Here is a 24,221-nt window from a genome sequence, read left to right on the forward strand (position 1 = left end):
CCGCCGGACCCGAGGGTCCCGGCGGGCGTCGGACGCTGCGGTAGGGCTCAGCCGATGGTGAACCTCTCCCAGGTGCTGACGACCGGGCCCTTGGCGATCAGTGGCTTGCTGCCCGCGCCGTCGGCGCTGACGTACTTGTTGTTGACGGCGGCCTTGAAACTGACCGTGCCGTCGCTGCTGCGGACCATGGTGAACCGCTCCCAGGTGCTGGCCGTCGGTGCGTTCGCGATCAGCGGCTTGGCGCCCGCGCCGTCGGCGGACACGAAGCGGTTGTTGACGCGGGCGAGGAGGCCAACCTGCCCGTTGCCGAGATCCACCACGTCGAACCGCTCCCAACTGCTGGCGGTCGCCGCGCTCGCGATCAACGGCTTGGTCCCCGCGCCGTCGGCGCTGACGAAGCGACCGTTGACCCGGGCCTTCAAGGATCGGTTCGCATCCGGTACGACGACCTGGAGGAACTTCTCCCAGGTGCCGATGGTGGGCCTGCTGGCGCTCATGGCGAGCGTGCCGCTGGGGTCGGCAGTCACGAACTGGGTGGTGATGGGGGCCTGGAGGCTGATGGTGCCGTCGCCGTTGCGCACCAGCGTGAACATTTCGCGTACGTCCACGAGAACGCTGTCCGCGGTCAACGTGACGTGGTCGAACTGGGAGATGGCGACGTAGCGCCCGACCACCCGGGAGAAGAGGGCGACCTTGCCGTCGCCGGCGTCCGCCAGGTCGAACTGCGCAATGGTGCTCGGCTCGGCCTGGTTCGGTCGAAGCCCGAAGCCGGTCTGGTAACTCACGTAGCGGCGGTTGGACAGGGCGCGCAGACCAACGGTCCCGGTCGGCCGCAGCATGCTGATCTGAGTATGGCGAGTATCCGATCGGCCGTCGGTGCCAGTGACCGTGACGGTGACCTGGTAGCTACCCGGGTTCGCGTACGTGTGCGAGGCGATCGGGCTCGACTGGGTGACGACGCTGTCGTCACCGAACGAGAACCGGTAGGACGCGATCGGATTGAGGCCGGGGGTGGAGGCGGACGCGTTCACGCTCACCGAGCGCGCCTGGATGTTGAGGGCGACGTCGAACGACACCACAGGGCTTCGGACAGTCTCCACGGTTCCACGGTCGGCGTACGTGACCGGGCCGGCGCCGGTGTTCGGCACGGTCAGGTCGTCGACGCGCGGCGAGCCGGCGTGGTCGAGGGTCGGGTAACCGGGGGCCGCCGAGTTCGCCGAGTCGATGTCGTCCCGGGCCTGTCCCGTCTCGCGGTCGTGCGCGGCCTGGCCGGAGGCGGCCCGGAACGCGGCGAGACCCATCCGGGTGTTCCAGGCGTAGATCTGCGGTGAGTCGTTGTAGTAGTGGTGGGCGTTGTTGTAGTCGACCACCGTCTTCCCGACGGCCCCACCGTAGACGCCGATCTCGACACCGTCGAGGAACGCCGGCTCGCAGTAGCCCTGGTTGAAGTAGCCGTTCGTGACCAGCACGTTGTTCTGCACGGAAACGCCGGACGAGGCTCCGTCGACGCGGATGCCGTCGCGGCAGCGGTCCCTGATGGTGTTGTTGGTGATCGCCGTGCCGGTGGCCCCGTTGTTGTGCACGCCGTGGCCGCCGCCCCCGGAAATCACGTTGTTGGCCACCACGGTGCCGGCCGCGGCGGGCCCGAGCGCGAGCGCCGCGCCGGTGAAGCCGTCGATGCGGCCACCGACGTACGAGTTTCCCGGCCCGTCGATCCGGACACCGACCGTGTCGTCGGCAAGGAAGTAGTTGGCATAGCCCTGCAGTGTCGTTCCCTGGATGTCCACGTCACTGCTTGCGGCGTCCACTGTGATGCCGGCGGTGGAGGTCAACCCGGTGACGCTTGTCTTCGACACGCTCGAGCCGGTTACACCGGCGAACCGGATCACCGGCGACGTCGCGGGAGTGTGCAGGGCGTAGGTGCCGCCCCGGATGGTGATGCCCGAGGAGTTGCGCACATCCGCGGCCGGCACGTCACCCGACCCGACGACGCGGATGTTCTGAAGCACCACATCATGCTGGCCGTCGACGACGAACCCAGCCGATGCGCCGCCCAAGGAGGCGTTGATGGAGCTGCCCACGAACACGATCGGCTGTTGCGGAGTGCCGGACGAGGTGACGCTGACTCGCTCCATGTAGACACCGCCGCCGATGTCGACGGTCTGCCCGCCGGTGACGATCGCTGCCGCGGCGCTGATGGTGCAGAACGGCTGCGCCAAGGTCCCCGGGAACTGGTCGGAGCAGCCGGTGGCGAGGTTCTGCCGGACGTAGAGGGTCGTCGGAGCATCCGCCTGGGCGGGCAGCGCGGTGCCCACCAGGGCGCCGCCGGTCACCACGACGGTCGCGAAGGCGGCGAAGCAGGATTTACGCATGCGGGCCTCGAAGATGAGGAGGACCCGGCGACGCCGGGAGTCAGATAAGGCGATCCTGCATGATCAACAGGCGAGGCGCTGACCCGGGTGACAAAACGGCCACCCACCTCGTGATCGTCCTGGTCGCAGCGGATCGGAGCGGCCGGCAGGTAGACGTTCACGTCCTGTTCAGCGGGTGGCTGACCGCCCGTGAGGTTGTCGGGTAACGGTGACCGTCCGCACCCCCGAACGAGGTGCGTTCGATGCCACCTGCGTCCGGAACGGGGCCGGTAAGTGTTGGTGCTGTCTGTCGTCATTCCGATGTACAACGAGGCCGCTGTCATCCCGGCCCTCATCGCCCGGTTGCGTCCGGTGCTCGACGCGCTCAGCGTCGAGTACGAGGTGGTGGCCGTCGACGACGGCAGCCGGGACGACACCGTCACTGTGCTCTTCACCCACGCGCGGAGCTGGCCGCAACTGCGCCTGGTCCAGTTGCGCCGCAACAGCGGACACCAGGCGGCGTTGACCGCCGGGCTGTACCGCGCCCGTGGACAGTGGGTGGTCAGCCTGGACGCCGACCTGCAGGACCCGCCGGAGACGGTCGCGGAGATGCTGCGGGTGGCCCGTGAGCAGGGCGTCGACGTGGTGTACGGCGTACGAGCCGACCGCAGCTCGGACACCGTGTTCAAACGGCGTACCGCGCAGCTCTACTACCGACTGATGCGCCGGCTCGTCGGCGCCGAGGTGCCCGCCCAGGCCGGCGACTTCCGGCTGGTCAGCCGGGAGGTGATCGAGGCGCTGCGTGAGCTGCCCGAACGCACCCCGGTCTACCGGCTGCTGGTACCCGCGCTCGGCTTCGCCAGTGCGGAGGTGCGCTACTCCCGGGCAGTTCGGGCGGCCGGCGAGACGAAATATCCACTGCCCCGGATGATCGCGCTCGCCTGGGACAGCGTCGCCAACTTCTCCGCGGCGCCGCTGCGTCTCGCCACCTGGCTCGGTGCGATCAGCTTCCTGGCCTGTCTCGGCCTCATCGGCTTCGGCGTCGTGGCGTACCTGCGTGGTCTGACCATCCCGGGCTGGACGTCGACCTTCGTGGCGGTCCTACTCCTCGGTGGCGTGCAACTGGTCTGTCTCGGCCTGCTCGGTGAGTACGTCGGACGGATCTACGCGACAGTGCAGGGTCGACCGACGTACCACGTCGGAGCCGACTCGGCGGATACCGAGCTGTCCTCCCCGTTTCCCGCCGCACCGGTGGGTAGCGCCCGTGGCTGACTCGCTCGGACTGGTGGAACGACAGGCCCCAGCACCCGCGCCGCACCCGGCCCGACGACCCGCCCGGTCGCTGGGGTCCGCAGTGGTCGCGACCCTGCCCTGGTCGGTGCTCCTCGCCGCATTGCCGGCCGCCTGGTCGTACACCGACGTGCCCGCCGTCGACGTGCTCCGCTACGTGGCCTACTGGTCGTTGGCTGTGGTGTTACCCGGCACCCTGGTGCACCGGGCGGTACGCGGTGGCCGCGGCAACCTGCCGGAGGACCTGGGCTTCGGCGCGGCCACCGGTCTGCTCCTCGAACTCGGCGCCTGGGTCGCCGCGGCGGCCACCGGTCAGCAGCACCTGCTGCGGTGGTGGCCGGTGCCCCTGGTGCTGGCCTTCCTGGCCGTTCCCCGGCTACGTCGGCACTGGCGGGTCGGGACCCGCCGGCCGCTTCCACTCGCCTGGCACTGGTCAGTCGTCGCGGTGCTGCTACTCGTGCTGCTGTGGGCCGTCGCGCAGTGGCGTCTGGTGCCGCTCCCGCCGGTGAACCACGGCTACTACCAGGATCTGCTCTACCACCTGTCGCTGGTCCAGGAGCTGACCCGGGACCTGCCCTTTCAACTGCCGCAGATGGCCGGCGAGCCGCTGCGCTACCACTACCTGTCCGACGCGCACATGGCCGCCGGCAGCATGATCACCGGCATTCCACCCGCGACGGTACTGCTCCGGCTGTGGCTGGCGCCGGTTGCCGTCGTCAGCGTGCTGGTCACCGCCGGCCTGGCCCGGGACCTGACCGGCCGCTGGTGGGCGGGCCCGGTGGCGGGCGCGGCGGCTGGCCTCGGCATGCCGGTGGCCGTCAACTCGGCCATCGCGGACGGCGCATTCGCGTTCTCCTTCTCCAGCCCGTCACAGACGTACGTCCTGCCACTGCTGGTGCTGCTCGCCGGCATCTGCGTCGACGCCGTACGCGGGCGGCCGCTGGGCGTGGCCTGGGCGCTGCTGCCGGTACTCGGGCTGGCCTGCGCCGGCGCCAAGTCCAGCGCGCTGCCGCCGCTGATCGCCGGCGTGGCAGTGGCTGTCGCCGCCACCTGGTGGCAGCAGCGACGACGAGTGCCCTGGCCGGCGCTCGCGACCCTGCTCTGCCTCGTGGTGCCGATGGGCGTCGGCTATTTCCTCTTCGCCGGAGGCGGAGCGGGCACCCTGGCCCCACAGGCGTTCGCGTTCCTGCACGCGATGCCGCAGTACCGGGAGACCATCGGCGCGGGCGACGGGGTGCGCGGCGGCGGGCTGCTGCCGTTCGGTCTGAGCAGGGCTGGGGCGTCCGGTTGGCTGCTGACGTTCGTCCTGCTCGGCTGGTGGCTGCTGGTGCAGTTACCCCGGCTGATCGGCATGCTGGTCCTCGCCGGGCCACGCCGTGCCGATCCGGCACCCTGGCTGCTGTCGGGCGCGGTGCTCGCCGGCGCGGGCGGCATCTGGACCCTGCACCATCCGTCGCTGAGCCAGGTCTACTTCTGGCTGGACGTGCTCCCGTTCGGCGCCGTGCTCACCGTGTGGCTGCTCACCCTCGCCCGGCCGCCCTGGCCGGTGGCGGTGTCCGCCGCGGTGCTCGGTGTGGCGTCGTATCTCCTTGTGCCAATGATGCCCAGACCGGCCGCGACCATGACTGGATGGATGGGCGTCCTCGGCCGCTCGTACCTGCGGCTCGCGGTCCTTCTCCTGCTGGCCGCGCTCGTCGCGGTCGGAGTCCGTGCGCTGCTGGGTCGCCGGGACGGCGGCGGGCGGCGGCGGACAGTGGCGGTGGCGCTGGCTGGCGTCACGGCGGCGCTGCTGGGCGCGAGCGTCGCCCGGGGCGTCGACGGTGCCGTCCGGTACGTCCAGGTCGCACCGGGGTTGCCCGCGTCGGTCGCGCAGCCTTCCACAGTGACGGCAGCGGAGATGCGGGCCGCGTTGTGGCTGGACGAGCACGCCGCGGACGACGACGTGGTGGCCACCAACGTGCACTGCCGGCCGGTTCAAACCACCGCGCACTGCGACGCCCGCGCCTACTGGGTGACCGGACTGGGTGGGCACCGGACGGTGGTGGAGAGCTGGGGTTACACCGATGCCGCCCTTGCCGCCAACGGACGGCGGGGTCTCGGATACGTACGACAGGATCCGCCGGACCCGGCCCGGTTCGCGCTGAACGAGAGGGTGTTCCAGGCCCCCACCGCGGCCGACCTGGACCAGTTGCGCGTCGACTACCGGGTCCGTTGGCTGTTCGCCGACACCCGGGCCGGCGAGGTGTCGCCCGCGTTGGCCGGGTTGGCTGAGGTACGCCTCGTCTCCGGCAGCGTCACGGTCTACGAGCTGCGCTGACTGTGCCCTCGCACGACGGCGCCCGGTGGCCGGCAGGGTGCCGCCGGTCATCGCGATCGCGCCGAGGCCGGCTGGTAGCACACCGCCCGGCCGACAAACCGGCCAGCGTGTCCCACCGGCTCCGGTAGTGGCCTCGCGGCTGGGCGACCCACCGGGTAGGAGAGAATGAGGCACGTGACGACGATCCCCAACGTGCTGGCCAACCGGTACGCCTCGCCCGAACTGGTCGCCCTCTGGTCCCCGGAGGAGAAGGTACGGATGGAGCGGAGGCTCTGGCTCGCCGTTCTCCGCGCTCAGCGCGACCTGGGCGTGTCCGTGCCGGACGGCGTTGTCGAGGCGTACGAGCGGGTGCTCGACCAGGTCGACCTCGCCTCGATCGCCGAGCGGGAGCGGGTCACCCGGCACGACGTGAAGGCCCGGATCGAGGAGTTCAGCGCGCTCGCCGGGCACGAGCACGTGCACAAGGGGATGACCTCCCGGGACCTCACCGAGAACGTCGAGCAGCTCCAGGTGCGCGCCTCGCTGGAGCTGATCCGCGATCGGGTGGTGGCCACCCTGGCTCGGTTGGCCTGGCTGGCCCACGAGCACTCCGAGCTGGTCATGACCGGTCGTTCGCACAACGTGGCGGCGCAGGCCACCACGCTGGGCAAGCGCTTCGCGTCGGCGGCGGAGGAGCTGCTGATCGCGTACGAGCGGCTGGAGGACCTGATCGCCCGCTACCCGCTGCGGGGGATCAAGGGGCCGGTCGGCACTGCCGCCGACCAGCTCGACCTCTTCGACGGCGACGCCGACAAGGTGGCCGAGTTGGAGCGACGGGTCGCCCAGCACCTGGGCTTCTCCCGGGTGCTGGACAGCGTCGGGCAGGTCTACCCGCGCTCGCTCGACTTCGACGTGCTGGCCGCGCTGGCCCAGACGGCCGCCGCGCCGTCGTCGCTGGCCACCACGATCCGGTTGATGGTCGGCCAGGAGTTGGCGACCGAGGGCTTCAAGCCGGGTCAGGTCGGCTCCAGCGCGATGCCGCACAAGATGAACACCCGCTCGTCGGAGCGGGTGAACGGCTTCGCCGTGATCATCCGGGGTTACCTGTCGATGGTCGGCGAGCTGGCCGGTGACCAGTGGAACGAGGGGGACGTGTCCTGCTCGGTGGTCCGCCGGGTGGCGCTGCCGGACGCGTTCTTCGCCGCCGACGGGCTGTTCCAGACGTTCCTCACAGTGCTCGACGAGTTCGGCTCGTACCCGGCGGTGATCAACCGGGAGTTGGAGCGCTTCCTGCCGTTCCTGGCCACCACGAAGATCCTGGTCGCGGCGGTCCGGCGGGGCGTCGGCCGGGAGGTCGCCCACGAGGTGATCAAGGAGCACGCGGTGGCGGTGGCCCTGGCGATGCGCGAGAAGGGCTCACCGGAGAACGACCTCTTCGACCGCCTGGCGGCGGATGGCCGACTCGGGCTGTCCCGCGCCGACATCGACACCCTGGTCGCCGACCGCAACGCCTTCGTGGGCGCCGCCCAAGCCCAGGTGGCAGCGGTGACAAGCCGCATCACCACAGTGGTAACCGCCCACCCAGAAGCCGCCACCTACAGCCCACCCCCCATCCTCTAACCCCCCACCCCCACCCCACCCCACCCCCCTCCCGGGTGATCAAGAGGTTTGCGTCATCTTCGATATCCCTGATGACCGAAACCTCTTGATCAACAGGGGAAGGGCGGGGCGACGGGCTGGGCTGGGCGGTGAGGTCGGGCGTTACTCGCCGGTTGGAGTTTCGGCGGCGGTTCTCAGGTTGGGGGCGCTGGCGGGTTCGGCGATGCCGCCGGGCGACTCCGTGATGCCCGCGACCTCCGCGGTTCCCGCTGCGACCGCCGGCTGGTCGGCCGGCATGACCTCGGGCATCTTCTGTACGGCGACAACTGCCGTCCCGTACGCGCAGATCTCCATCCACATCTCGCCACAGTCCCGGCTGTCGAACCGCATGCCGATCACCGCGTTCGCGCCGAGCCGCAGGGCCTCCTCGCCGAGGCGGGCCACCGAGTCGGTGCGCCACCGGGTCAGGTTGTCCGGGGCCATCGGGTCGTACGCGCCACCGCGCAGGTTCTTCACACCCTCGCGGTACGGGTTGCGCGTCCTGGCCATCGATGACACCACCTCACCGAGAATCTGGCGGATCTCGTAGCCGGGCAGTTGCTCTGTCGTCACGACCAGCACGTTTCCGATGCTGTCAGGAGTGGCCCGACCCGATCGTGTGCATTGTTCACCTGATCGGATGCTGCAAAACGACGCGGCGCGGACGGCCGGCACGTGGCCGACCATCCGCGCCGAGCGGGGCGCTAACCGTCAGACACCGGCCACCGAGGTGATCCAGGCCCGGTTGTACGCAACGCTGCCGTAGTTCTGGATGCTCGACCCGTCGGCGGTGGAGGCGACGCCGACCTGCTGACCGTTGTAGAACTGCGGGCCGCCGGAGTCACCGCGCCAGGCGTTGCCGTTGACCCGGGTGCTGCGGATCGCCTGGCCGCCGTACGCGTCGGTGGCGCTGTTGCTGGTCACCCGGACGGTGGCGGTCTTCAGTTGGGTCGACGCCGAGCAGCCGCTGTAGCAGGTCATGCCCCAGCCGTAGATCGAGTTCGTCGAGTTGATCGGCGGGTTGCTGCTGGCCAGGCTCACCGCGGAGGTGCTGACGGTGCTGGAGAGCCGCATGAGGGCGAGGTCGTTGCGGGTGTAGGTGGCGCTGACCGTGCGGGTGACCCCGCCGGAGGTGCGGTTCACGCTTCCGACGCGCACCGACATGGTGCCGCTGATGCAGTGCCGGGCGGTGAGCACCCACTGCGCGGCGATGACGCTGCCGGAGCAGGTGAACGAGCCGTTGCTGAGCACCGCGGCGGCCCACGGCGCGGACGAGACGGTGCCGCCGCCGATGATGGGCTGCGGGCCGGCGGGGGCGGCGGAGGCGGCGGACGTGACGCCGAGGGCGCCGATAAGCGCGGTGCTGAGTACGGCGAGCAGGGGGCGGATGCGCATCGGGTGGACTCCTTGGACGGGGCGCGCCCGGGGTCGCCGGGTGCGGATGGTGCCGGGCCGCGGGGATTCCCGGAGCCAGCGAAATCGACTTACGTCGATGTAGAGTAGGGCGCGACGCGATCGTTATCAAGGAGGTGATCGAGGTTGCCCAATGTAACGATTCGGCCACCCGCTGCGCCGTATATGTCCTGCTAGGGCCACCTGTCGCGCCTGACAGGTCAGACTGAGCGTCAGTAATGTCGATCACTGCCTGAACTGCACCCGGCCGGTGCGTCCGCGGCGATATCTGCCAGGTACGCTGGCTGCGCTCGCCCATTGTGGGTCGGCACCCAACTGCGTACACAGTCAGGAGTGCCCAGTGCCTCGCGTCGTCGTCGACGTCATGCTCAAGCCCGAGATCCTTGATCCGCAGGGCCAGGCCGTCGCAAACGCGCTGCCCCGACTCGGCGTCGGTGACGTCGCCTCGGTTCGGATCGGCAGGCGGATCGAGATCGAGTTCACCGGTGAACCGGACCTGGACCGCGCTCGGGAGATTGCCGACAAACTGCTCGCCAACCCGGTCATCGAGGACTTCACCGTCCGCCTGGTCGAGGCCGACGAGACTGCGGACGCCCGCTCGTGACCGCCCGGGTCGGTGTGGTCACCTTCCCCGGCTCGCTCGACGACGGGGACGCGGCCCGGGCCGTCCGGATCGCCGGCGCCGAGCCGGTCCGGCTCTGGCACGGCGACCCGGATCTGCACGGTGTCGACGCTGTCGTCCTGCCCGGCGGGTTCTCCTACGGTGACTACCTGCGGTGCGGTGCCATCGCCCGGTTCGCCCCGGTGATGGAGACGATCGTGGACGCCGCCCAGGGTGGTCTGCCCGTGCTCGGCATCTGCAACGGCTTCCAGATCCTCTGCGAGGCGCACCTGCTGCCGGGTGCGCTCACCCGTAACCAGCACCTGCACTTCCGCAACCGGGACCAGGTCCTGCGCATCGAGTCGGCCGGGACGGCGTGGACCAACGCTTTCCAGCCCGGCCAGGAGGTGCTCATCCCGGTCAAGAACGGCGAGGGCTGCTACGTCGCTGACACCGCGACGCTGGACCAGCTCGAAGCCGAGGGTCGGGTGGTCGCCCGCTACGTCGGCGGCAACCCCAACGGGTCCCAGCGCGACATCGCCGCGATCACCAACGCCGCGGGCAACGTGGTCGGCATCATGCCGCACCCCGAGCACGCGGTGGAGGCGCTCACCGGCCCCTCGCTGGACGGCCTCGGCTTCTTCACGTCGGTCCTCAAGCACCTGGTGGGGGCGCCGGCATGACCGGCGGCACGATCATCGGTCAGCTCAACCGCCGGCCTGGCGGGCACGAGCGCAGCGAGGAGAGGTCATGACCACCCATCCGGACCCGGTACGCGACACGCCGGAGGCGTACTCCGCCCCGGCGCAGCCGGCCGAGCCGAACGCGGCGCAGCCGGTCGCACCGGCGACCGCTCCCGCCCAGCCGGCCGCCGCCGTCTGGACCGAGGGCGTGGACACCGTGCCGCGCGCCGGTGGCACCCCGGGCGAGCTTCAGCCGTACACCGAGCTTGGCCTGCGCGACGACGAGTACGACCGGATCCGGCAGATCCTCGGCCGCCGGCCCACGCAGTCCGAGCTGGCGATGTATTCGATCATGTGGAGCGAGCACTGCTCCTACAAGTCGAGCAAGGTGCACCTGCGTCAGTTCGGCGAAAAGGCCCCGCACAGCGACCGGATGCTCGCCGGCATCGGTGAGAACGCCGGTGTCGTGCAGATCTCCGACGAGCTGGCGGTGACCTTCAAGGTCGAGTCTCACAACCACCCGAGCTTCGTCGAGCCGTACCAGGGCGCGGCGACCGGCGTCGGCGGCATCGTCCGGGACATCCTCGCCATGGGTGCCCGCCCGGTCGCGGTGATGGACCCGCTGCGCTTCGGTGCCGCTGACCACCCGGACACCGCCCGGGTGCTCACCGGTGTGGTCGCCGGCGTGGGCGGCTACGGCAACTGCCTGGGCCTGCCCAACATCGGTGGCGAGCTGGTCTTCGACCCCTCGTACCAGGGCAACCCGCTGCTCAACGCGCTCTGCCTGGGCGTGCTGCCGGTCAGTCGGCTGCAGAACAAGGCCGCCGCCGGCCCGGGCAACGTTGTCGTCCTGATGGGTGCCAAGACCGGCCGCGACGGCATCGGCGGTGTCTCGGTGCTGGCCAGCGCCACCTTCGACGAGGGCAGCGAGGCGCGTCGCCCGGCCGTGCAGGTCGGCGACCCGTTCACCGAGAAGCTGCTGATCGAGGCCTGCCTCGAGCTGTACGACGCCGAGCTGGTCGTCGGCATCCAGGACCTCGGTGGCGCTGGCCTGACCTGCGCGCTCACCGAGACCGCCGCCGCCGCCGGCACCGGCATGCGGGTCTGGCTGGAGCGGGTGCCGCTGCGCGAGCCCTCGATGGACCCGCACGAGATCCTGGCCAGCGAGTCGCAGGAGCGGATGCTGCTGGTCGTCGCGCCGGACAAGCTCGACGCGGTGCTCAAGACCTGCGAGAAGTGGGGCGTCCTCGCCACCGCGATCGGTGAGGTCACCGCACCGGAGCCGGACGGCAGCCCGGGTCGACTGCTGATCACCTGGCAGGACCACCTGGTCGTCGACGTGCCGCCGGGTTCGCTTGTCGACGACGGCCCGGTCTACGCCCGGCCGATGCGCGAGCCGGCCGACCTGATCCTGCTCCAGGCCGACCGGGCCGAGACGCTGCCCCGCCCGGCCGACCCGGAGGCGCTGCGGGAGACCGTGCTGCGCATGATCGCGTCGCCCAACCTGGCCGACAAGAGCTGGGTCACCGAGCAGTACGACCGCTACGTGCTGGGCAACACAGTGCTCGCCCAGCCGGAGGACGGCGGCGTGATCCGGATCGACGAGCGCACCGGCCTCGGTGTGGCGCTGTCGGTCGACGGCAACGGCCGGTACGCCCGACTGGACCCGTACAACGGCACCAAGCTGGCCCTGGCCGAGGCGTACCGGAACGTGGCGGTGACCGGCGCGAAGCCGATCGCCGTGACCGACTGCCTCAACTTCGGCTCGCCGGAGGACCCGGGCGTGATGTGGCAGTTCGCCGAGGCCGTGCGCGGCCTGGCGGACGGCTGCCTGGAGCTGGGCATCCCGGTGACCGGCGGAAACGTCAGCTTCTACAACCAGACCGGCGCGGCGGCCATCCACCCGACCCCGGTGGTCGGCGTGCTGGGCGTGCTGGACAACGTCGCCGACCGGGTGCCGATGGGCTTCGTGCCGCGCGCCGGTGGCGACCACGACCAGCTCTACCTGCTCGGCGAGACGAACGTGGAGCTGTCCGGCTCGGAGTGGGCCTGGGTGACGCACGAGCACCTCGGCGGGATTCCGCCGCAGGTCGACCTTCTCCGCGAGAAGGCGCTCGCCGAGTTGCTGGCCGAGGCGGCCCGCGTCGGTCACCTCAGCTCGGCACACGACCTCTCCGACGGTGGCCTGGCCCAGAGCCTGGTCGAGTCCTGCCTGCGTCGCGGCGTCGGTGCCCGGGTCGCGGTGCCGGAGCAGTTCGCCGAGGGCTCGATGCCGTTCGTCTACCTGTTCAGCGAGTCCGCCACGCGGGCGCTGGTCTCGGTGCCGCGCGGCCACGACAAGGCGTTCGCGGCGCTCTGCGCCGAGCGGGGCGTGCCGTTCGAGCTGATCGGCGTCACCGACCCGTCCGGTGGTGCGCTCGAGGTGCACGGCCAGTTCCGGATCGGCCTGGACGAGCTGCGCACGGCGCACACCGAGACGTTGCCGCGCCTCTTCGGGGGCTCGGCGGCCGTCGAGGTGCCAGCGCCGGCCGCCGGTGTGGCGGGTGCGGTCGAGGCCGTTCCGCTGCCTGTCGCGCAGGCCGAGCCGGTCGACGCGGCGGCTGTGGTTTCCGAGCCGATCGCTTCCTCGGGTCCGTCCCCGGAGACCGGCGCGGTCGAGCCGATCGGGTCGGAGCAGCCGGGCGGGGCGTCCGAGTCTGACTCCGGTGTCGCCGAGCCGTCGCCTGACGAGCGCTGAGGCGTTGACGGCCGCCGTCTACGGCCAACCCGGATCGGGTGCCCGGTTCGACTGGGGGCTGACCGGGGCGGCCGAACTCGGCCGGGTCTGCGCGGCGCTGGTGGTGGTGGACGTTCTCTCGTTCACCACCGCCGTGGAGGTGGCGGTCGCCAGGGGCATGCGGGTGCACCCGTTCCCCTGGGGTGAGCAGGCCGCCGAGTACGCCCTCCGGGTCGGTGCGACCGCTGCGGTCGGGCGGCGGCAGACGACCACTGAACATCCGTGGTCGCTCTCGCCCGCCGCGCTGAGCACCGCGCCCGTGGTGGCCGACCTCGTGCTGCCCTCCCCGAACGGCTCCGCCATCAGCGCCGCCGCCAGCGCCACCGGCCTGCCGGTGGTAGCGGCGTGCCTGCGCAACGCACGCGCCGTCGGGCATTGGCTGCGCCGCCAGGGGTACGGCACGCTCGACTCCCCGATCGGCGTGATCGCCTCGGGGGAGCGGTGGCCGGACGGGTCGCTGCGCCCGTCGGTGGAGGACCAACTCGGCGCCGCGTCGGTGCTGGACGCCCTGTCCGGCGTGCCGGGTGGGCTCTCGGTGGAGGCCGCCATGGCGCTAGCCGCGCTGGCGAGCACCCCGGATCTACCCGCCGCGGTGCGCGGCAGCGTCTCCGGACGGGAGTTGACCGAGAGCGGCTTCGCCGCGGACGTGGACATCGCCGTCCGGATCGGCGTGTCGGACGTCGTGCCGGTGCTCCACCAGGGCGTCTTCTCCGCCGCCTGACCGCGCCCCGACCCCGCGCCCCGACCCCGCGCCCCGACCCCGCGCCCCGACCCCGCGCCCCGACCCCGCGCCCCGACCCCGCAGCGATCTTGCACTTTCTGTCCCGACGTAAAGGGCATTCCGCCCGTAAAGGCGACCGAAACTGCAAGATCGGCGCGGGGTCGGGTTTTTCTTGGGACAGCGAAACGGCCACCCGGATCTCCGGGTGGCCGTTTCCATGTGCTGTGGTGGGTCAGTCGTCCAGCCAGTCGAGGCGGCGACCGCCGCGCTCGGTCGGTGGCGGCGGCGGGGTGTCCGGTCGGTTCCGCCCAGCGGGCTGGCCGTAGCCGCCCTGGTCGTAGCCCCGGTCGTCGTAGCCGCCGCGCTGCTGCGGAGGCTCCTGGCCGTAGTTGCCGCCCTGGTCGTATCCGCCGGCGGGCTGGCCGTAGCCGCCCTGGTCGTAGCCCCGGTCGTCGTAGCCGCCGCGCTGCTGCGGAGGCTCCTGGCCGTAGTTGCCGCCCTGGTCGTATCCGCCGGCCGGTTGACCGTAGCCGCCCTGGTCGTACCCGCCAGCCTCCGGAGCGCCGTACCCTGCGGTCGGCTCGGCGGCGCGACCGCCGTACGGGGCGGCATCGGGCTGGCCGTACCCCTGCCCCTGCTCCGGCTGGTAGACGCCTGTGGCGTACGGGTCGGCCGGGGCCGGGTACTGGGTGCTGTCACCGGTGTACCGGCCGGTCGGCTCGTCGAACCGCTCGCCGTACGCCGGTCCGCCAGCGGGAGCCGGCGGGTAGGCGGCGGTGCCACCCGGGGCGTCGTAGTCACGACCGCCGTAGCCGCCACCGGAGGCTGGGGCGTTCCCGTAGCCGGCACCGGAGGCCGGAGCATTGCCGTAACCGGCACCGGGCGCGGCACCGTAACCGTCACCGGCCGCACCGGCGCCGTACCCGCCCTCCGGGCCGGCCGGAGCGCCGTAGCCGCCACCGGAAGCGGGGGCGTTGCCGTAGCCGCCGGCACCGTACCCGGCGGACGCGGGCTCCTCGCCGTATCCGGCGCCGCCCCAGCCCTGCTGACCCGCGCCGCCGTACGCCTGGGCAGGCGCGCCGTACGGGTCCGGCGGAACGTCGTCGACCACCGGGCGGTGCATCATCGTCGGCGCCTCGCTCAGCGCCGCGCCGCCGACCATGGTCGGGTCCGCTCCGCCGCCGGGACGACCGCCGACCACCCGGGTCTGGTCGTCGGGGCCACGGAACCCGCCGCGCGAGGGCGGCACCACACCGCCGCCACCGGCAGCCGCCGGGGCGTCGTCGTCGTCGCCGTTCTCCCTGCGCTTCATCCAGAGCAGCACGATCGTGCCGACACCGGCGGCGACCAGGAGACCACCGAGCAGGATGATCAGGTACGAGCCGATGCCGCCGCTGTCCTCGTTGTTCGCGGCGTTCGCCGGAGCGCCCTGGCTGGCCTCCTCGGTGGGCTCCTCCTCGGTGCCCTCCTCGGTCGCCTCTTCGGTGGCGGTGGCCTCGGGGGTGGGGGACGGGGTGGCGCTGGGCGTCACCTCGACCTTGATCGCGAGGCTGATCCGTTGCCCGGTGACGGCCTGTCCGGCGGCAGCGTTGATGGTCTTGGTGGCCACCACGTTGTCGAAGCTCGCGCCCAGGTCGATCCGACCGGGTGCGATCGGCTTGTCGGTGGTGCCGGTGAAGCGGAAGTCGCCGCTTCCGTTGCTTGTGGTGTCGAGCTGCCGGCCGGTGCTGTCGCGCAGCATGACCACCGCGTTCGCGACCGCCTTGCTGTTGGCCTGCGAGATCACCTTGCCGGAGATCGACCGCACGGTCTGGTTCTGCGGCGGCGGCGGAGCGGCCTTGCCCTTGACGGTCAGCGAGACGGTGGCGGTGTCCGGGCCGGACTCGGCCTCGACGGCCACCGTGACGGTCGCTGTCGCGTCGCCAGCGTTGTCGTTGGCAGCGATCCGGACCAGCTGCGACCTCGCCTGATTGCCCAGGCCGGGGAAGTCAACCTCGCCGCAACCGCTGGCGCATCGAACACCCGAGGGCAGGCCGGCCAGGCTGATCGTCGCCTTGTCGTCACCGTTACCCGGGGTGACACTTACGGTGATCGTGGCGTCGCTGCCGGCGTTTACTGTGATCGAGCCGGGGGAAACGCTGACATCTGCGGCCATTGCTGGTGTGGCGGGGACGGCGAGCAGAGCGCCGGCAACCAGCGCTACGACCACACCGGCCCGCTGCTTCCAGGCACGTCGGTGTGTTGACACGTCCACCGCCTTCCGGGCTGACTTCCCTCTGACCGGCGGGGCGCCGGGCCGGGGATCATCACGGTACGAATACGCCGTCGGCAACTATGCCTTGTCCGACTGCATGAGCGCGACCCAGGGCCAGCGTCGCGTGTCTGGCCTGAGGGTCGTATCGTCCCGTCGTGTCCTCTCCGCACAGTAAGTCCGCTGCCGTTGCAGCCGCGTTGTCGGCGCTCGACGAGGGGCGTACACCCGAACGGCCGGTGTTCCGGGAGGCGGTCCGGTCGTTGTTGGCCGTCCTCGCGGAGCGCGCCCCCGGCCGATCGGTGGAGGTGCGCGTTCCACCATACGGGGCGATCCAGTGCGTACCGGGGCCTCGACACACCAGGGGAAATCCACCAAACGTGGTCGAGATGGCCCCGAACACCTGGTTGGAGCTGGCCACCGGCAGGCTCGACTGGGCGTCGGCGGTCACCGACGGTCGCGTCCAGATGAGTGGCAACCGCGCGGACCTCTCGGCGTATCTGCCCCTCTAGTCGTCCCGATGTCCCACTGGCCGTGACGCTGAGCAGGGGAATCGTGACTTTCTGTATTGACGTCGATTCGCGTACACTGTCAGGCGATGACAGTGGTCCCGGCAGAGGAGAGTGGATCCGCCCGTGATCCCCGCCCGGCCGGTCCAGACCAGCATGAGGGAGCGGTAGGTGCCCCGAGGCGACGGCCGGCTGAGCCACGACCTTGACCCCCAACGACCTGGCCCCCAGGACGCCTGTGGCGTCTTCGGTGTCTGGGCCCCCGGCGAAGAGGTTGCCAATCTGACCTACTTCGGCCTCTACGCCCTGCAGCACCGTGGCCAGGAGGCGGCGGGCATCGCGGTGAGCGATGGCTCCGGCGTGGTGGTCTACAAGGACCTCGGCCTGGTGGCGCAGGTCTTCGACGAGCCCACCCTGGCCAGCCTGCGTGGTCACCTGGCGATCGGGCACGCCCGATACTCCACCACCGGCGCGTCCAACTGGGAGAACGCCCAGCCGACGATCCGGTCGACCACCTCAGGCACGACCATTGCGCTGGCCCACAACGGCAACCTGGTCAACACGGCCGAGCTGGAGAAGGAGGTCGCCGAGCGCGGCCTCATCGCCGATGGTTCGACAAACGACACCTCCCTGGTGACGATGCTGCTCGCCAGTCGACCGGATCTGTCGGTCGAGGCGGCCGCGCTGGAGGTGCTGCCGCAGCTGCGCGGCGCGTTCAGCTTCGTCTTCATGGACGAGGCGACCCTCTACGCGGCCCGCGATCCGCACGGTGTCCGCCCGCTGGTGCTCGGCCGCCTGGAGCGCGGCTGGGTAGTCGCCAGCGAGACGGCCGCCCTGGACATCGTCGGCGCCAGCGTGGTGCGCGAGGTCGAGCCGGGCGAGCTGATCGCGATCGACGAGAACGGGCTGCGCTCCACCCGGTTCGCCGCGCCGGAGCCGAAGGGCTGCCTCTTCGAGTACGTCTACATCGCCCGCCCGGACGCCACGATCGCCGGGCGCAACGTCCACTCGGCGCGGGTGCAGATCGGCCGGCAGTTGGCCAAGGAGCACCCGGTCGAGGCAGACCTGGTGATCCCGGTGCCCGAGTCGGGCACTCCGGCCGCCATCGGGTACGCGGAGGCGTCCGGCATCACGTACGGCGCCGGCCTGATGAAGAACCCGTACGTGGGTCGCACCTTCATCCAGCCGTCGCAGACCCTGCGTCAGCTCGGCATCCGGCTCAAGCTCAACCCGCTGCGGGAGAACGTCCGCGGCAAGCGGTTGGTGGTGGTGGACGACTCGATCGTGCGCGGCAACACCCAGCGCGCCATCGTGCGGATGCTGCGTGAGGCGGGGGCGCTGGAGGTGCACGTCCGAATCTCCTCCCCGCCGGTCAGCTGGCCGTGCTTCTACGGCATCGACTTCGCCACCCGGGCGGAGCTGCTGGCCAACGGGTTGGACAACGACGGCATCCGGCGCTCCATCGGCGCCGACACGCTGGGCTTCGTATCCCTTCCCGGCCTGATCGCCGCGACCGAGCAGCCGAAGACCAGGTTGTGTCGGGCGTGTTTCGATGGGGAGTACCCGATCGAGTTGCCAGCCGGCAACCTGATCGGCAAGCACGTGCTCGAAGGGGTGGGTCGACGCGTCGCCAACTCGGCGCCGGAGGCCCCGCACACCAACGGCTCGTCCGTCGCCACTCCGGGTGGCGTTACCGCAAACCGCCCGTAGCACCAACCGGCGCGGCCCGGCTACCGCCGGCGGCACCGAGAACCAAAGGGGAGAACCGTGACGCACGTGTCCGAGCGCAGCGGCGCAGGAAGCAGCCCGACCGGCGCCGGCGGCGACCGCCAGCCGTGGACGGGCGGTGCTGGCCGCCAGGCGCGCAAACGCTCGGTCTCGTACGCCGACGCCGGTGTCTCCATCGACGCGGGTGACCGCGCCGTGGAGCTGCTCAAGTCGAAGGTGCGGCAGACCCGCCGTCCCGAGGTGCTCGGTGACCTCGGTGGCTTCGCCGGCCTGTTCCGGCTGGACACGAAGAAGTACAAGAGCCCGATCCTGGCGTCCTCCACCGACGGGGTGGGCACCAAGCTGGTGATCGCCCAGCAGATGGACATTCACGACACGGTCGGCATCGACCTCGTCGCCATGGTCGTCGACGACCTGGTGGCCTGCGGCGCCGAGCCGCTGTTCCTGCTCGACTACATCGCCACCGGCGAGGTCGTGCCGGACAAGGTCGCCGAGATCGGCGCGGGCATTGCCGACGGCTGCCGCTACGCCGGCTGCGCCCTGCTGGGCGGCGAGACCGCCGAGCACCCCGGTGTCCTGCGTCCGGACGAGTACGACATCTCCGCGACCGGCGTGGGCGTGGTCGAGGAAGCCGACATCCTGAGCCCTGACCGGGTCGAGGTGGGCGACGTGGTGATCGCCATGCGTTCCTCCGGCCTGCACTCCAACGGATACTCGCTGGTCCGCCACGTTCTGTTGGGCGCGGCCCGGATGCGTCTGGACATCGTGATCGACGACTTCGGTCGGCAGCGGACCCTCGGCGAGGAGCTGCTCACGCCGACCAAGATCTACGCCAAGGACTGCCTCAAGCTGATCGCCGAGGCCGAGGTGCGGGCGCTGTCCCACATCACCGGCGGCGGCATCCCCGGCAACCTGGTCCGGGTGCTGCCCGAGCACGTCGACGCGGTGGTCAACCGGTCCACCTGGAAGCCGCAGCCGATCTTCGACCTGATCCAGACGAAGGGTCGGATCGACGACCACGACATGGAGTCGACCTTCAACATGGGCGTCGGCATGTTCGCGATCGTCTCGGCCGAGGACGCCGACCGGGCGCTGGCCACCCTGACCGGCCGTGGCGTCGAGGCGTGGCAGGCCGGCGAGATCATCGAGGGCACCGGCAACGTGCAGATGGTCGGTCAGCACACCCGAGGATGATCACCCTCCGGTGATCGTACGGGCACCTGATCAGGGCTTCACCCGAGTGGCCAATGCCGCCTAGCCTGAAGGGCACCCTTCAGAGACGGTCGGGAACTCCGCCTCGCTCGCTCCGAGGCTTCCCGACCGCCCCTCAGGCTAGGCGAAGGAGGGCGATGGCTGCTCGGGGACAGTCGTTCAGCGGGATGCGCGGTCTGGCCGCCGTCCCGTCGTACGTCGTCATGCAGCCCACCACCCTCTGCAACCTCGACTGCGCGTACTGCTATCTGCCGTTTCGCGCCGCCGACCGCCGGATGCCGGTGGCGGTGGCCGAGGCGGTCGCGGCCGCCGTCAATCCCTGGGCGGCGAACGGTCGGTTCTCCGTCGTGTGGCATGGCGGCGAGCCCCTGGCCGCTGGTCGAGAGCACCTGGCCGCTCTGATCGCCCCGTTCGGGCCAGAGGTCGAGCACCATGTGCAGACAAACGCCACCCTCATCGACGACGACTGGTGCGATTTCTTCGCCCGGCACGAGATGCGGGTGAGTGTCAGCGTCGACGGGCCCCGGGCGCGCAACGGCGACCGGGTCAACCGGGGCGGTCAGCCGGCGTACGACCGGATCCTGCACGGCATCTCGGTGCTGCGGCGGCGCGGTCTGCCCTTCTCCGCGCTGGCCGTGGTGTCCCGGCCCGAGCCGGGGCTCGCCACCGAGCTGTACGACTACTTCCTCGAGCTGGGCTGCGACGTGCTGGGCATCAACATCGAGGAGACCGAGGGAGTCAACACCCGCGACAACCGCCACGACCCGTCGAAGGTCTCCGCGTTCTGGGCGGAGTTGGTCGGGGCGTGGCGCCGGGAGCCCCGGATCCACCTCCGGGAGATCGAGTGGTCGTTGCGCTACGCCGCGGCGGTGCTCGACAACTCGGCGGACGGTGTGCTGCCCCGCCACCTGGACCCGATCCCGACCATCGGTCACGACGGCTCGGTGATCGTGCTCTCCCCGGAGTTGGCCGGTTTCACCGACCCCCACTACGGCGACTTCAGCAGCGGCAATGTGCTGACGACGCCGTTGGCGCAGATCCTCGGCAACGCGGCGACGACGCCGTGGGTGAGGGAGTTCCTGGCCGGGGTGGAGGCGTGTCGGGCGTCCTGCCCGTACTTCGGCTTCTGCGGTGGCGGCCATGCCGCCAACCGTTACTTCGAACTGGGGCGTTTTGACGGTACGGAGACCGAGCACTGCCGCAACAGCAAGATCCGCCTATTGGAGGGAGTGTTGGAGCATGCCCGAGACCACCAGTCACCGGCGGCCTGAGCGCGAAGCGGACGACGGAGTCACCGAACGGGTGCGGGACGCGGGTCCCGCGCTCGTCGTGCTGCTCCAGGAGGCCGAGGACGCACGGCGGCTGCGTTCGGAGGTGTCGGGCGCGGAGGATTCCAGCGCGGTCTGCGCCTGGAACCACTTCGAGAACATCCCGACGTTCTACAACTGGAACAATCGCCCGCGCTGAGGGAGCCGTTGTCAGGGGCCTGTCGAGCGACCGGAGTGGATCCGGTCGGGCCAGGCCCCTGATCGTCGGCTACTGCACCTGCACGGGACGTGCGTGAGCACGCGGGGGTTACCGCGTGCTCAGCTGCGCCGATAGGTCAGCGGGTCGGACGGACCCAGGGATCCGGATCGTCGTCCGCGTGATCCTCATCATCGTCGTCGACGAACTCTTTAGAGTCGTCGTCGAAGTGGTGCTCAGACTTACCAGCACCCGCCAGTTCGCGCTGCAAAGCGGTGAGGTCGGTGTTCGGGGAGTGGTACTTCAACTCCCGCGCCACCTTAGTCTGCTTGGCCTTAGCACGGCCGCGCCCCATGGCTCGACCCCCTCGCACAGAATGCGGGGCAGCCCGAAGGCGGGCCCCGATGACGTCAGGCATCTCTCGTGGCTCTTACGGTACATGGGGATGCCATCGTTCGGCACCTCGGGTTACCGTCAGCCGGCTCTGCGCGTCGCGTCGATCCGGCCGTCACCCAGTGTACCGGGTAAGGAGCGGAACGGTTAGCACCCGTGACACCGGACAAACCGCATCAAATTTGACCCCGGCTCAGCTTACCCAGCGACGCCCGGCACCGGGGCCCGGAGGCGGATCTCGTCGATCCGCCTCCGGGGAAAGCTCAGCGCAGGTGGATCGCGCGCAGCCGGCCGACGTCCGCCATCCGCCGCTCCGCCAGACGGTCGGCGGCCACCGCCGGCGGCACGCCCTCAGCGTCAGCCAGGTGCAGGATCTCGCGGGTGGTGTCGTAGATCCGCGTCGCCCGCAGCTTCGCCCGGTCGAAGTTGAAGCCCTCGATCTCGTCGGCCACCTGGATCACGCCGCCGGCGTTGACCACGTAGTCCGGCGTGTAGAGGATGCCCCGGTCGGCCAGCAGCTTCTCGATGCCCGGGTGGGCGAGCTGGTTGTTCGCCGCCCCGGTGACCACCTTGGCGCGCAGCGCCGGCACGGTGTCGTCGTTCAGGGCGCCGCCCAGCGCGCACGGCGCGTACACGTCGATGTCCGCGGCGACCAGCGCGCTGGCGTCGTCGACGAGGGTGACCTGCGGGTGGTTGCTGCGCACCCACGCCAGCGCCTTCGGGTTGACGTCGGTGGCGACCACCTCGGCGCCATCGTCCAGCAGGTGCCCGGTGAGGTACTTGCCGACCTTGCCCAGCCCGGCCACGCCAACCCGCCGGCCCCGCAGGCTCGGGGTGCCCCACACGTGCTCGGCTGCGGCCCGCATCCCCTGGAAGACACCCCAGGCGGTGAGGATCGACGAGTCGCCGGCGCCACCGTGCTCGACGCTGCGCCCGGTCACGTAGCGGGTCTCCCGGGCCACGACGTCCATGTCCGCCACGTACGTGCCGACGTCACAGGCGGTGTAGTAGCGGCCGCTCAGCGACTCCACGAAGCGGCCGTACGCACGCAGCAGCGCCTCGCTCTTGATCTGCTCCGGGTCGCCCCAGATGACGGCCTTGCCGCCGCCCAGGTCCAGCCCGGCGAGCGCGTTCTTGTACGCCATCCCGCGGGACAGGTCCAGCACGTCGGCGAGGGCGTCGTCCTCGCTCGCGTACGGGTAGAAGCGGGTGCCGCCGAGCGCCGGGCCCAGCGCTGTGGAGTAGATCCCGATGATCGCCTTCAGGCCGCTCTGCTTGTCCTGGCAGAACACGACCTGTTCGTGACCGGTCGATACCGGGTCGTCGGTGCTCGCGAATACGCCCATTGTTGGCTCCTACTGTGGTGTGCGTCCTTGTGGGACGCGGACCTGGTGGACCCCGGCGGGGATGCTGCCGGTGTGATCGAGCCTAGTATCGGCCGCCGGGCGGGCGCTCGACGCGCCGCCGCCGTCCCACGGTGCGGCGCGCGTGCTCCGGCCGCTGACCGCGTACGGGCGTGGTTCGTGGGAGGATCGCGCGGTGCCGTCGCTCTTCGCTTCTTACCTGCGCGTGTACGAACCGCTGGCCGCCTTCGATCGAGACCGGCAGAGCTACTGGCGCCGCTACGTCTCGGAGGGGCGCGCGATCGCCCCGGTCGAGGGGCCCGGTCGGCAGCGGACGGCGGTGATCGAGGCGCTGGGTGCTGGCTGGACCCGGCTGCCGGACCTGCCGGAGGAGGCGTACGTCCTGGAGACGGACGAAGGCCTGCTGGTCTGCCCCTGGAACCTGCGCATCCGGGTCGCTGAGGCGGCGCTCAGCGCCCGGGACGGGGTGCCCTCGGTGCTCGCCGACGCCTTCGTGCCACCGGTGCTCGCCGGGCAGGCCAGGGCGGTGGTGGACGACTGGCGCAGTGGCGCCCGGGTGCTGGAGCACGGGGTGCCCCGGGTGCACGAGCAGATCGCCACCTGGGGCGTACCGCTGCGGTGGTTCGTGCTGTTCGACCCAGAGGAGCGGGACCTGGTCAGCCAGCCGGGCCGGAGGGCGTTGCGCTACCGCACCGAGATCTCCAAGGCGCGACGCCGCTCGTCGCGGGCGCTGTCGGTGCTGCGCAAGTCGGTGGGCGAGGCGCCGATCACCGAGGCGGTGGAGGAGGCGGCCCGCTGGCTGGAGGAGTTCCATCCGCGGTCCGTGGTCGAGCTGGACTACGGCGGCCTGGTCGATCTGCTCTCCGACGAGACGCTCGCCGCTGACGACTCGCCCGAACTGGTCGCCAGCGGCCTCGCGGGGCTGTCGCGCGGCGAGGCCGAGGAGGCGTCGGCCGCGTACGACAAGTTGGTGGCTCGGTGGCGTGCGGTGCAGCTTTTGGAGCGGTGCAACTAGGGCATATCACCCTAGGAGCGCTCCCAAGGTGAGTTGTGCTCGTAGTTGACGCATCACGAACCGTGATCATGAGTCCGAATAAGGTAGTTTCTGCCGTGTAAAAGTCGTAAAAATCGGGCATGGTTCATCCGTCCGTCTAGGGACCTTCATCCGTTCGGCCCATGTCGGACATCGGGGACTAGCCGGACCATGGGAGACGCGTCGGCCGGCGGGACCCCGGCCGATGTCTATACATGTGGAGGAGTGACCGATGGCATCGCGAACGCACGAACCAGAGCCGCTACTCACGCCGGCCGAGGTGGCGTCGATGTTCCGGGTCGACCCGAAGACGGTGACCCGGTGGGCCAAGGCTGGCAAGCTCAGTGCCATCCGCACCCTGGGTGGCCACCGTCGGTACCGTGAGTCGGAGGTCAGGGCGCTCTTGCAGGGCCAGATCCCGCAGCAGCGGCAGGGCGACTGAGCAGGCAACAGTTCTACGTCAGGGGCGGTGGATCTCGATCCGCCGCCCCTTTCGTG

The 24,221-nt window shown here is 70.7% G+C and carries 20 protein-coding genes; 14 read left to right on the forward strand and 6 right to left on the reverse strand.

Translation table 11 applies throughout. The features are described 5' to 3' along the window. Positions 1–47 precede the first annotated feature (47 nt). The gene (locus NIE111_RS16810) at positions 48–2,372 is read right to left on the reverse strand and encodes a PKD domain-containing protein (RefSeq protein ID WP_238685291.1); all 2,325 of its coding nucleotides are present in this window, start codon (positions 2,370–2,372) and stop codon (positions 48–50) included. A gap of 279 nt (positions 2,373–2,651) precedes the next feature. Between NIE111_RS16810 and NIE111_RS16815 the strand changes: the two genes are divergently transcribed. The 3 genes from NIE111_RS16815 (at position 2,652) to purB (ending at position 7,557) form a co-directional block, all read left to right on the forward strand. Then, the gene (locus NIE111_RS16815; RefSeq protein ID WP_308193695.1) at positions 2,652–3,623 is read left to right on the forward strand and encodes a glycosyltransferase family 2 protein; all 972 of its coding nucleotides are present in this window, start codon (positions 2,652–2,654) and stop codon (positions 3,621–3,623) included. Then, a complete protein-coding gene (locus NIE111_RS16820) occupies positions 3,616–5,958 on the forward strand; it encodes a hypothetical protein (protein WP_238685293.1) in 2,343 nt (780 codons plus the stop codon). The genes NIE111_RS16815 and NIE111_RS16820 overlap by 8 nt, the downstream gene beginning before the upstream one ends. A 174-nt stretch (positions 5,959–6,132) precedes the next feature. Beyond that, complete coding sequence (purB, locus tag NIE111_RS16825) at positions 6,133–7,557, forward strand: adenylosuccinate lyase (RefSeq protein ID WP_238685294.1); 1,425 nt, start codon at positions 6,133–6,135, stop codon at positions 7,555–7,557. A gap of 141 nt (positions 7,558–7,698) precedes the next feature. Here purB and NIE111_RS16830 read toward each other — a convergent pair whose 3' ends face one another. Both NIE111_RS16830 and NIE111_RS16835 read right to left on the reverse strand, forming a co-directional pair. Next, the gene (locus NIE111_RS16830) at positions 7,699–8,262 is read right to left on the reverse strand and encodes a YbjQ family protein (protein WP_238685295.1); all 564 of its coding nucleotides are present in this window, start codon (positions 8,260–8,262) and stop codon (positions 7,699–7,701) included. 24 nt (positions 8,263–8,286) lie between these two features. Then, on the reverse strand, positions 8,287–8,970 hold the full coding sequence (locus NIE111_RS16835; RefSeq protein ID WP_238685296.1) for a S1 family peptidase: 684 nt from the start codon (positions 8,968–8,970) through the stop codon (positions 8,287–8,289). Positions 8,971–9,328: 358 nt separating this feature from the next. Here NIE111_RS16835 and purS point away from each other — a divergent pair, with 358 nt between their 5' ends. From purS to NIE111_RS16855, 4 genes are all read left to right on the forward strand, one after another. Continuing rightward, positions 9,329–9,592, forward strand: coding sequence for a phosphoribosylformylglycinamidine synthase subunit PurS (gene purS / locus NIE111_RS16840; RefSeq protein ID WP_030491392.1), 264 nt, complete (start codon positions 9,329–9,331; stop codon positions 9,590–9,592). Continuing rightward, entirely contained in the window at positions 9,589–10,272 is a 684-nt protein-coding gene (gene purQ, locus NIE111_RS16845; RefSeq protein WP_238685297.1) for a phosphoribosylformylglycinamidine synthase subunit PurQ, read from the forward strand. Before purS ends, purQ begins: the two co-directional genes overlap by 4 nt. A 67-nt stretch (positions 10,273–10,339) precedes the next feature. After that, complete coding sequence (gene purL, locus NIE111_RS16850; protein WP_238685298.1) at positions 10,340–13,009, forward strand: phosphoribosylformylglycinamidine synthase subunit PurL; 2,670 nt, start codon at positions 10,340–10,342, stop codon at positions 13,007–13,009. A 4-nt stretch (positions 13,010–13,013) separates the two neighbouring features. Continuing rightward, positions 13,014–13,769, forward strand: coding sequence for a 2-phosphosulfolactate phosphatase (locus tag NIE111_RS16855; RefSeq protein ID WP_238685422.1), 756 nt, complete (start codon positions 13,014–13,016; stop codon positions 13,767–13,769). Between the two features lie 232 nt (positions 13,770–14,001). Here NIE111_RS16855 and NIE111_RS16860 read toward each other — a convergent pair whose 3' ends face one another. Beyond that, a complete protein-coding gene (locus NIE111_RS16860) occupies positions 14,002–16,017 on the reverse strand; it encodes a hypothetical protein (RefSeq protein WP_238685299.1) in 2,016 nt (671 codons plus the stop codon). Between the two features lie 161 nt (positions 16,018–16,178). On the opposite strand from NIE111_RS16860, the gene NIE111_RS16865 reads away from it, so the two are divergent. From NIE111_RS16865 to amcA, 5 genes are all read left to right on the forward strand, one after another. Continuing rightward, the gene (locus NIE111_RS16865) at positions 16,179–16,532 is read left to right on the forward strand and encodes a sterol carrier family protein (protein ID WP_238685300.1); all 354 of its coding nucleotides are present in this window, start codon (positions 16,179–16,181) and stop codon (positions 16,530–16,532) included. Positions 16,533–16,700: 168 nt separating this feature from the next. Further along, entirely contained in the window at positions 16,701–18,239 is a 1,539-nt protein-coding gene (purF, locus tag NIE111_RS16870) for an amidophosphoribosyltransferase (RefSeq protein ID WP_124853505.1), read from the forward strand. Positions 18,240–18,296: 57 nt separating this feature from the next. Then, on the forward strand, positions 18,297–19,451 hold the full coding sequence (gene purM / locus NIE111_RS16875) for a phosphoribosylformylglycinamidine cyclo-ligase (RefSeq protein ID WP_091396042.1): 1,155 nt from the start codon (positions 18,297–18,299) through the stop codon (positions 19,449–19,451). Between the two features lie 185 nt (positions 19,452–19,636). Next, positions 19,637–20,740 (forward strand): cyclophane-forming radical SAM peptide maturase AmcB, encoded by a 1,104-nt coding sequence (amcB, locus tag NIE111_RS16880; protein ID WP_308193696.1) that lies wholly within the window; start codon positions 19,637–19,639, stop codon positions 20,738–20,740. Continuing rightward, on the forward strand, positions 20,709–20,936 hold the full coding sequence (amcA, locus tag NIE111_RS16885) for a multiple cyclophane-containing RiPP AmcA (RefSeq protein ID WP_238685302.1): 228 nt from the start codon (positions 20,709–20,711) through the stop codon (positions 20,934–20,936). Before amcB ends, amcA begins: the two co-directional genes overlap by 32 nt. A gap of 136 nt (positions 20,937–21,072) precedes the next feature. Here the strand turns inward: amcA and NIE111_RS16890 are convergent, their stop codons facing one another. After that, positions 21,073–21,288, reverse strand: coding sequence for a DUF3073 domain-containing protein (locus NIE111_RS16890; RefSeq protein ID WP_030332207.1), 216 nt, complete (start codon positions 21,286–21,288; stop codon positions 21,073–21,075). 301 nt (positions 21,289–21,589) lie between these two features. Next, complete coding sequence (locus NIE111_RS16895) at positions 21,590–22,672, reverse strand: Glu/Leu/Phe/Val family dehydrogenase (protein WP_238685303.1); 1,083 nt, start codon at positions 22,670–22,672, stop codon at positions 21,590–21,592. 193 nt (positions 22,673–22,865) lie between these two features. Between NIE111_RS16895 and NIE111_RS16900 the strand changes: the two genes are divergently transcribed. Beyond that, the gene (locus NIE111_RS16900; protein WP_238685423.1) at positions 22,866–23,705 is read left to right on the forward strand and encodes a DUF8083 family protein; all 840 of its coding nucleotides are present in this window, start codon (positions 22,866–22,868) and stop codon (positions 23,703–23,705) included. A 250-nt stretch (positions 23,706–23,955) separates the two neighbouring features. After that, on the forward strand, positions 23,956–24,165 hold the full coding sequence (locus NIE111_RS16905; RefSeq protein WP_007073996.1) for a BldC family transcriptional regulator: 210 nt from the start codon (positions 23,956–23,958) through the stop codon (positions 24,163–24,165). The last annotated feature ends 56 nt before the right edge of the window (positions 24,166–24,221 follow it).

This window comes from Micromonospora hortensis (assembly GCF_022230935.1).
GTDB classification, from domain to species: Bacteria; Actinomycetota; Actinomycetes; order Mycobacteriales; family Micromonosporaceae; genus Micromonospora; species Micromonospora hortensis.

Bases quoted from the DNA above. Each gene is read 5' to 3' on its own strand.
- NIE111_RS16895 (WP_238685303.1), bottom strand. From the start codon at position 22,672: ATGGGCGTATTCGCGAGCACCGACGACCCGGTATCGACCGGTCACGAA.
- amcA (WP_238685302.1), top strand. From the start codon at position 20,709: ATGCCCGAGACCACCAGTCACCGGCGGCCTGAGCGCGAAGCGGACGAC.
- NIE111_RS16890 (WP_030332207.1), bottom strand. From the start codon at position 21,288: ATGGGGCGCGGCCGTGCTAAGGCCAAGCAGACTAAGGTGGCGCGGGAG.
- NIE111_RS16830 (WP_238685295.1), bottom strand. From the start codon at position 8,262: ATGGTCGGCCACGTGCCGGCCGTCCGCGCCGCGTCGTTTTGCAGCATC.
- purL (WP_238685298.1), top strand. From the start codon at position 10,340: ATGACCACCCATCCGGACCCGGTACGCGACACGCCGGAGGCGTACTCC.
- NIE111_RS16835 (WP_238685296.1), bottom strand. From the start codon at position 8,970: ATGCGCATCCGCCCCCTGCTCGCCGTACTCAGCACCGCGCTTATCGGC.
- NIE111_RS16905 (WP_007073996.1), top strand. From the start codon at position 23,956: ATGGCATCGCGAACGCACGAACCAGAGCCGCTACTCACGCCGGCCGAG.
- NIE111_RS16810 (WP_238685291.1), bottom strand. From the start codon at position 2,372: ATGCGTAAATCCTGCTTCGCCGCCTTCGCGACCGTCGTGGTGACCGGC.
- amcB (WP_308193696.1), top strand. From the start codon at position 19,637: ATGCGCGGTCTGGCCGCCGTCCCGTCGTACGTCGTCATGCAGCCCACC.